Below are 7,452 nucleotides of genomic sequence, written 5' to 3'. Positions count from 1 at the left end.
GCGGCGGACAGATCAATATGAAGACAAACCCTTCTCGGGCGTCAGTCGCACCCAGAGTCACGCCGCAACACAACCAATTCCATCATTACCGTCGCTGCCCGGCCGTAGCCTGCTTTTGTCCAGCCTTTCTGCTGGCAACAGGTGGCCCACGGCGAGGCAGCAGCCCCGTCCGGGCCGGAAATGGGGAAGCATGACAGATTCAGCCCTGACGCACGTGTACGTCCTCCTGGACCGTTCCGGTTCGATGAGCGCCATCGCCGATGACACTGTGGGCGGGTTTGCGGCGTTCGTGCGCGAACAGCAGGCGGTGGCGGGCCGGTGCCGGCTCTCGCTCGCGCAGTTCGATGACACCTACGAGCGCGTCTACGCCTCGATGGACATCCAGGACGTGCCCGCCCTGGACCTGCAGCCGCGGGGCAGCACCGCCCTGCACGACGCCATGGTCCGGCTGATCGGGGAAGCGGGTGCGGAACTTGCGGCCCTTCCGGAGGACCAGCGCCCCGGCACTGTGCTTGTGGCCGTGCTGACGGACGGGCATGAGAACTCTTCGCGCGAGGCCACGGGCGAACTGGTCAAGGCCCTGGTCCAGCGGCAGCAGAGTCAGTGGGGCTGGCAATTCACGTATTTGGGCGCCAACCAGGACGCCGTGTTGACGGCGGGCAGCCTAGGCATCCGCGCCGAGGACGCCCTGACCTATGCCGCCGGGAACGTCGATGCTGCCTTTTCCGTCCAGTCCGCCAAGACGCGGCGGTTGCGGGAGGCACGGATCGGGGGTGCCAGCATGGCGGACGCCGCCGCGGCAGCAGCCTACACGGCGGAGGAGCGGGAGGCAGCCGGCGGAGAACCGCCCCGGGTCTAGCTTTAGAGATGCGGTGTTCTGACATGCGGTGCAGACATGCCGCCGGCCGGCACCCTTCAGGAAGGGGGCCGGCCGGCGGCGGATGTTCTCTGCGGGGCGGTGTGGCCGCCCGGAGTCGCTAGGCCTTGTGCGGCGGGCGCGTCATGGACATGACGTCCAGGGCGGTGTCGAGCTGCTCTTCGGTCAGTTCACCGCGCTCGAGGAAGCCCATGGAGACGACGGTTTCGCGGATGGTCAGGCCCTCGGCCACCGCCTTCTTGGCGATCTTGGCGGCGTTCTCGTAACCGATGAACTTGTTCAGCGGGGTCACGATCGACGGCGAGGCCTCGGCGAGGAAACGGGCGCGCTCCACGTTGGCGGTGATGCCGTCGATCATCTTGTCGGCCATGACGCGGCTGGTGTTGGCCAGCAGGCGCACGGATTCAAGGAGGTTGGCGGCCATGACCGGGATGCCGACGTTGAGTTCGAAGGCGCCGTTGGTGCCGGACCACGCGATCGCGGTGTCGTTGCCGATCACTTGGGCGCAGACCATGATGGAGGCTTCGCAGATGACCGGATTGACCTTGCCGGGCATGATCGAGGAGCCGGGCTGCAGGTCCGGGATCGCGATTTCGCCGAGGCCGGTGTTGGGGCCGGAGCCCATCCAGCGCAGGTCGTTGTTGATCTTCATGAAGGAGATCGCAATATTGCGCAGCTGGCTCGACGCCTCGATGAGACCGTCCCGGTTCGCCTGGGCCTCGAAGTGGTCGCGGGCCTCCGTCAGGGGCAGCCCGGTGTCGGCCGCCAGCAGTTCGATCACGCGCTCCGGGAAGCCGGCCGGGGTGTTGATGCCGGTGCCCACGGCGGTTCCGCCGAGCGGGACCTCTGCGACGCGGGGGAGGGAGGCGTTGATGCGCTCGATGCCGTAGCGGACCTGGGCGGCGTAGCCGCCGAACTCCTGGCCCAGGGTGACAGGGGTGGCGTCCATGAGGTGCGTGCGGCCGGACTTCACAACGTCCTTGAATTCTGCGGCCTTGCGCTCCAGTGACTCTGCCAAGTAGCCGAGGGCCGGGATCAGGTCATTGATCAGCGCGGACGTGGCGGCGACGTGGACGGAGGTCGGGAAGACGTCGTTGGAGGACTGTGAGGCGTTGACGTGGTCGTTCGGGTGGACAACTTTGTCGCTGCCGGCGGCCTTGAGGGCGCGGGAGGCGAGCTCGGCGAGGACCTCGTTGGTGTTCATGTTGGAGGACGTGCCGGACCCGGTCTGGAAGACGTCGATCGGGAAGTCGCCGTCGTACTTGCCGGCCGCGACCTCGTCGGCAGCGTCGGCGATCGCCTGGGCGAGCTCGCCATCGAGCACCCCCAGTTCGGCGTTCGCCTGGGCGGCAGCCTTCTTCACCCGTGCCAGGGCTTCGATGTGGGCGCGTTCCAGGGTTTTGCCGGAGATCGGGAAGTTCTCGACTGCCCGCTGCGTCTGCGCGCGGTACAGGGCGTTAACGGGAACGCGGACTTCGCCCATCGTGTCGTGTTCAATGCGGAACTCTTCGGTGTTCAACTCATCTGTGGAAGTCATGGGGCTAGCTTATTGGGAGTGGGAGTCCCATCGAAAACCGTGAACGGTCTGCAGGGGCAGGGCGCCGGGGTTTAGAGCCGGCCGATGCTGGAGACGAGGTCGGCCCGGCCGTCAGAAAGGCTGTACGCGAGACCGATCACGGCGGTGCGGCCGCTGTCGACGGCACCCGAAATCACCCGGGAACTGTCCACCAGCCGCTGCGAGGTCTGCTTGACGTTTTCGACCACCATGTCGTTGATGTCGGTCTGATTGTTACGCAGCGAGGTCAACACGGACGGGGTGATCCGCTCCACCAGGCTGCGGATGAAACCGACCGGCATCTGGCCGGTTTCCACGGCGTTCTTGGTTGCGGTGACAGCGCCACAATGGTCGTGCCCCAGGACGACGATCAGCGGGACGTCCAGTTCGCTGACGCTGTATTCCAGCGAGCCGAGCACGGCGTCGTCGATCACCTGGCCGGCGGTGCGGACGACAAAGGCGTCGCCGAGGCCGAGGTCGAAGATGATTTCGGCGGCGAGCCTGGAGTCGGCGCAGCCGAAGATCACCGCGAAGGGGTGCTGGTTTTCGACCAGCGACGAGCGCCGCGACGCGTCCTGGTTGGGGTGTGAGGAAGTGCCGGCGACGAATCGCTTGTTGCCTTCACGGAGACGCTGCCAGGCGAGCGCGGGAGTCAGATAAGTAGCCACGTGGCCACTTTACGGTGAAGGGGCGGCCGTTGGGGAAACTGTTGCGCCCGGCGTGGGAGCCTGCGTGCCCGCAGGCGGATTGGCAACAAGTGACTTCACCACTGCCTCGGCCAGGGTGGAGAACTCCTCCAGCGTCGCGGATCCGGACAGGATCACGGTGGTGCCGCGCTCGGCCAGCACCATGGATTTCTCGCCCTTACCGGTGTCGTGCAGTTCCCAGTCCCGGCCGCCCGCGTTACGGGTGCCGGTCACTGGCGCGTTCTTGGTCTGCTGCAGGAGCCAGGTGGGGTTGGCCTGGCGGGTCTGCACGAGGGCTATGAAGGATTCCTTGGGCGTCAGGTAGCCGACTTCCCAGGCGGGGACGCCGCTGCCGGCTCCTGACTCCCAGCGGGCGTAGTTTGCGCGAAATGTGTCGCCGGTATCGGCCGCCACGGGTGTGAACCCTGCCACAGCCGCCGCGTTCTGCGCGGAGGCGCTGACGTTGATGTTGGGCCGGTAACCGTCGGTCTTGGGAGAGGGGTTCATGAGGACGATCGGCAGGAACGCGGCGATGCTCACCACCAGGGCGATGATCATGCCCATGACGGAGGCATTGGCGCGCTTGGCCGCAGCGGCGGCGATGACGGGCTTCGCCGGTGGCTGTCCGGAAGTGTCCGGGCCGGCCGCGGGGGAGCTGCCAGCCGGAGAACCGGGGGCGGCGGGGGAGGTGTCCTGCAATTCACTCACCCCTCTATAGTCGCGCATGTCCGGGCCGATCTCACATTCGCGGCGCAGAGGCCGCCCAGAGGTGAAGTGCGTCACGCACCGGTCATCCCATGACCTTGCGGGCCCGCCCCGACTATGATCATTATCAGACGAATCACCGCGACGGATCGATCCTGGCCGTACGGGTTCAACGACCGCCACTCGAAGAAGAGGTTCACGTGACACCAGCGCCCATGTCCCAGAAGTACTCCACGCTTTCCCCCTCGCTCGCCGTCGGGATCGACGAGCCTGACCGCAATCTCGCACTGGAACTTGTCCGCGTCACCGAGGCCGCGGCCATCGCCGGTGGTCACTGGGTGGGCTTCGGCGACAAGAACAAGGCCGACGGCGCCGCTGTGGACGCCATGCGTTCCTTCCTCCAGACTGTCCACTTCAACGGTGTTGTGGTCATCGGCGAGGGCGAGAAGGACGAAGCCCCGATGCTGTTCAACGGCGAGAACGTCGGTGACGGCACCGGCCCCGAGTGCGACGTTGCCGTCGATCCCATCGACGGAACCCGCCTCGCTGCCCTCGGCATCAACAACGCCCTCGCCGTCCTGGCCGTCGCGGAACGCGGTTCCATGTTCGATCCCTCCGCGGTGTTCTACATGGAGAAGCTGGTGACCGGCCCGGAAGCGGCCGACATGGTGGACCTGCGCCTCCCCGTCAAACAGAACCTGCACCTCATCGCCAAGGCCAAGGGCGTCAAGGTCAACCAGCTCAACGTGATGATCCTGGACCGCGACCGGCACCGCCCCCTCGTGGAGGAAATCCGCGAAGCCGGCGCCCGCACGAAGTTCATCATGGACGGCGACGTCGCCGGCGCCATCGCTGCGGCGCGTGCCGGCACCGGCGTCGACGCCCTCATGGGCATCGGCGGAACCCCGGAAGGCATCGTTTCGGCCTGCGCCATCAAGTCCCTCGGCGGCGTCATCCAGGGCCGCCTGTGGCCCACGAGCGACGAGGAGAAGCAGAAGGCGATCGACGCCGGCCACGACCTCGAGCGCGTGCTCTCGACCAACGACCTCGTCTCCAGCGACAACTGCTACTTCGCGGCCACGGGCATCACCGACGGCGACCTCCTCAAGGGCGTCCGCTACTCCAAGGACAAGGTCCTCACCCAGTCCATCGTGATGCGCTCGAAGTCCGGCACCATCCGCTTCGTCGACGGCGAGCACCAGGCCAGCAAGTGGGAAGGCTACGCCCGCAAGAACTAGCACCTGCGGGGCACTACTGAATACCGCGAATCCCGGGCCGCCTCCGCGACCCGGGATTCGTCGTCTTACTCCCTAGCGGTTGGCGAGGGCCCGGGACCGGGCTCGGAGCTTCTTCGCGAGCTGGGCGCCCTTGCGGGCCAGCTGGTAGCTGCCGTAGCGCACCTTCCGGACCGGCAGGTCCCACGTTCCGGGATACGCGATCCCGCGGCCGCCGAACGACTTCTTGAACGCGGTGAACCCGGCCCATTTGTGGTCGGGCTGGTCCGCCGGCGCCACGCCCCAGAGGTCCACGTACTTGAGGCCATTGGCCTGGGCGTCCGCGATCAGCGTGACGAGCAGGGGGATTCCCGCGCTGAGCTTGCGGTGGGTGTCATCGAGGGCGGCATGGGCGTAGGTCCGGGTGTCGGCCGAATCGTAGGCCAGGGCCGCGGCGATGGGGTGGCCGTCGAGCTCCGCGATGAACAGCGTCGCGGCTCCGGCCGGCATCAGCGAGCGGGCCACCTGGCTCAGGTACTCGTCGCTTTGGGGCTTGAAGCCGTTACGGGCGGCCGTCATGTGCAAGAACTCCAGGAGGACGGTGATCTCGGCCGGATCCTGGCTGGAGCGGAATGTCACGCCCTTCTTGTGGATGTTGCGGAACAGGTTCCGGTTGGCCGGCTTCATGTCCGCGAGGACGTCCTTGAAATCCCGGTCGAGGTCCACAATCCAGCTGAGCTCGGGCTGTTGGCTGACCGGAGCCGGCTGCAGGCCGCGGCTGCGGAGTACCGCGTCGGCCTCGGCGGCAGTGAACCCTGCCGTGACCGGCTCAACCCGGACAAACACGGCGCCGCTGGCCCGGGCGAGGTCCGTCAGGGCCGCCAGTGCGGCGTCGAACGCTGCCAGCGATTCGGCCACCGGTCCGTAAGGGGCGTACAGGAGTTTACCGGCCGGATTGGATTCCTCGACCGCGAGGAAGCGCCATCCGGGGCCGGCCTGTTCGTGGACGGTGCGCCCCAGCGCCCGCTGGAACTGTGCCCATTGCGGGCTCTGCAGGAAATAGTCCATGGTGTCAGCCTTCCAATGCGGTGGTGACGGCGAATGCCAGGGCGGGGCCGGTGGCGCCGGAGACGGCGTGGACGTTGACCGGGGCCTCGGCGGCGGGCAGGAAGGCACTGGCGCCCCGTTCCAGCCGCAGCTCACCCTTCGGGGAGTCGAGCCGGACGGAGCCGGCCGTGACGATGACGACGGCGGCACCGGACTGCGCCAGCGGGACCGGCTCCGCCCCGGGCTCCAGAACAATTCGCTGCAGCTGGAATTCCCGGAACGGCGGACGGAAGAGTTCCTGGCCCAGCATTGTGGTCTCGGCGGGGAGCATGGGCACTGCGACGGCCTCGAACGCGACCGTCTTGAGCAGCTCCGGCACGTCCACGAATTTGGGCGTGAGCCCGCCGCGGAGCACGTTGTCCGAGGACGCCATGACCTCGATCCCGAGCCCGTGGAGGTAGGCATGGACGTTTCCGGCCGGCAGGTAGACGGCCTCACCCGGCGCGAGCGAGATCCGATTCAGCAGCAGCGAAATCAGGACGCCCGGGTCTCCGGGGTAGTCATGGTTGAGGTTCACCACGGTGGTCAGCTCCGCCACGTGCGAACCCATGGGCGCGCCGGAGACGAGGGCCGCCACGATCATCTCCGTGGCGTGCGAGACGTCCTCGCCGCCGGCGATGAGCCGCTCAAAGGCGGAGCGGAGGGCCGCGGGCTCGTCCGGCTGCGCCAGGTCCTCGAGCAGCAGCGGAACAACCGGCGGCAACTCCAGCCCGGCGAGGTCGAAACATGCTGCCAGGTGCTGGAAGACTGCCCGCGATTCCGCCGCCGGCCGGAAACCGCAGAGCGCCTCGAACGGGGTCAGCGCGAAGATCATTTCCGGTTTGTGGAAGGCATCCTTGTAGTTGCGGTCCGGGGCGGCGGGGTCCACGCCGGCGGCTTCTTCACGTGCGAAGCCCTCCCGGGCTTGGGCCAGCGTAGGGTGCACCTGCAGGGACAGCGGCGTCTCGGCCGCGAGGACTTTGAGCAGGAACGGCAGCCGCGGGCCAAAGGCGGCCACGCTCGCGCCGCCCAGGCAGTGTTCCGGATCCTCGGCGATCAGGGCGTCCAGCGCGAGCCGTCCGTCGTCGTGCGTTTCGGGCGCGTGCCGGCCGGCACCCCCGGCCGCCGGCGTCAGCGCAACAGAGGGGGAGTCCGGGTGGGCGCCGATCCAGAGCTCCGCCTCGGGTCCGCCGGACGCCGGCCTGCCGAGCAGTTTGGCGATCGCCGTCGGGGAGCCCCAGGCATAGGGCCGGAGGACGTTCTCAAGTTCGTACATGGCCTGGTCCCTGTCTTGTGAAATGAAATGTCTCGTCTAACGAAATGTCTCGT

General features: G+C 67.4%; 7 protein-coding genes. 2 read left to right on the top strand and 5 right to left on the bottom strand.

Features of this window, described 5'->3' with window-relative positions; genetic code table 11:
- The first annotated feature begins 190 nt into the window (after positions 1 to 190).
- The gene (locus M2428_RS12200; protein ID WP_277526214.1) at positions 191 to 859 is read left to right on the top strand and encodes a vWA domain-containing protein; all 669 of its coding nucleotides are present in this window, start codon (positions 191 to 193) and stop codon (positions 857 to 859) included.
- Positions 860 to 977: 118 nt separating this feature from the next.
- On the opposite strand, the gene M2428_RS12195 is transcribed toward M2428_RS12200, so the two are convergent.
- The 3 genes from M2428_RS12195 to M2428_RS12185 all read right to left on the bottom strand — a co-directional run bounded on the left by M2428_RS12195 (position 978) and on the right by M2428_RS12185 (position 3,844).
- On the bottom strand, positions 978 to 2,414 hold the full coding sequence (locus M2428_RS12195) for a class II fumarate hydratase (protein WP_277526213.1): 1,437 nt from the start codon (positions 2,412 to 2,414) through the stop codon (positions 978 to 980).
- Between the two features lie 71 nt (positions 2,415 to 2,485).
- On the bottom strand, positions 2,486 to 3,100 hold the full coding sequence (locus tag M2428_RS12190; protein ID WP_277526212.1) for a carbonic anhydrase: 615 nt from the start codon (positions 3,098 to 3,100) through the stop codon (positions 2,486 to 2,488).
- A 9-nt stretch (positions 3,101 to 3,109) separates the two neighbouring features.
- Positions 3,110 to 3,844, bottom strand: a complete 735-nt coding sequence (locus M2428_RS12185) for a DUF4245 domain-containing protein (protein ID WP_277526211.1) — start codon at positions 3,842 to 3,844, stop codon at positions 3,110 to 3,112.
- Positions 3,845 to 4,038: 194 nt separating this feature from the next.
- Between M2428_RS12185 and glpX the strand changes: the two genes are divergently transcribed.
- On the top strand, positions 4,039 to 5,061 hold the full coding sequence (glpX, locus tag M2428_RS12180; RefSeq protein ID WP_277526239.1) for a class II fructose-bisphosphatase: 1,023 nt from the start codon (positions 4,039 to 4,041) through the stop codon (positions 5,059 to 5,061).
- Between the two features lie 72 nt (positions 5,062 to 5,133).
- On the opposite strand, the gene M2428_RS12175 is transcribed toward glpX, so the two are convergent.
- Positions 5,134 to 6,105 (bottom strand): peptidoglycan bridge formation glycyltransferase FemA/FemB family protein, encoded by a 972-nt coding sequence (locus M2428_RS12175; RefSeq protein WP_277526210.1) that lies wholly within the window; start codon positions 6,103 to 6,105, stop codon positions 5,134 to 5,136.
- Between the two features lie 4 nt (positions 6,106 to 6,109).
- Entirely contained in the window at positions 6,110 to 7,399 is a 1,290-nt protein-coding gene (gene manA, locus M2428_RS12170; RefSeq protein WP_277526209.1) for a mannose-6-phosphate isomerase, class I, read from the bottom strand.
- Positions 7,400 to 7,452: the final 53 nt, after the last annotated feature.

Origin of the sequence: Arthrobacter sp. ES3-54, from assembly GCF_029504395.1 — a bacterium.
Taxonomy (GTDB): Bacteria; Actinomycetota; Actinomycetes; order Actinomycetales; family Micrococcaceae; genus Arthrobacter.
This window is presented reverse-complemented; position numbering and strand designations above follow the sequence as displayed.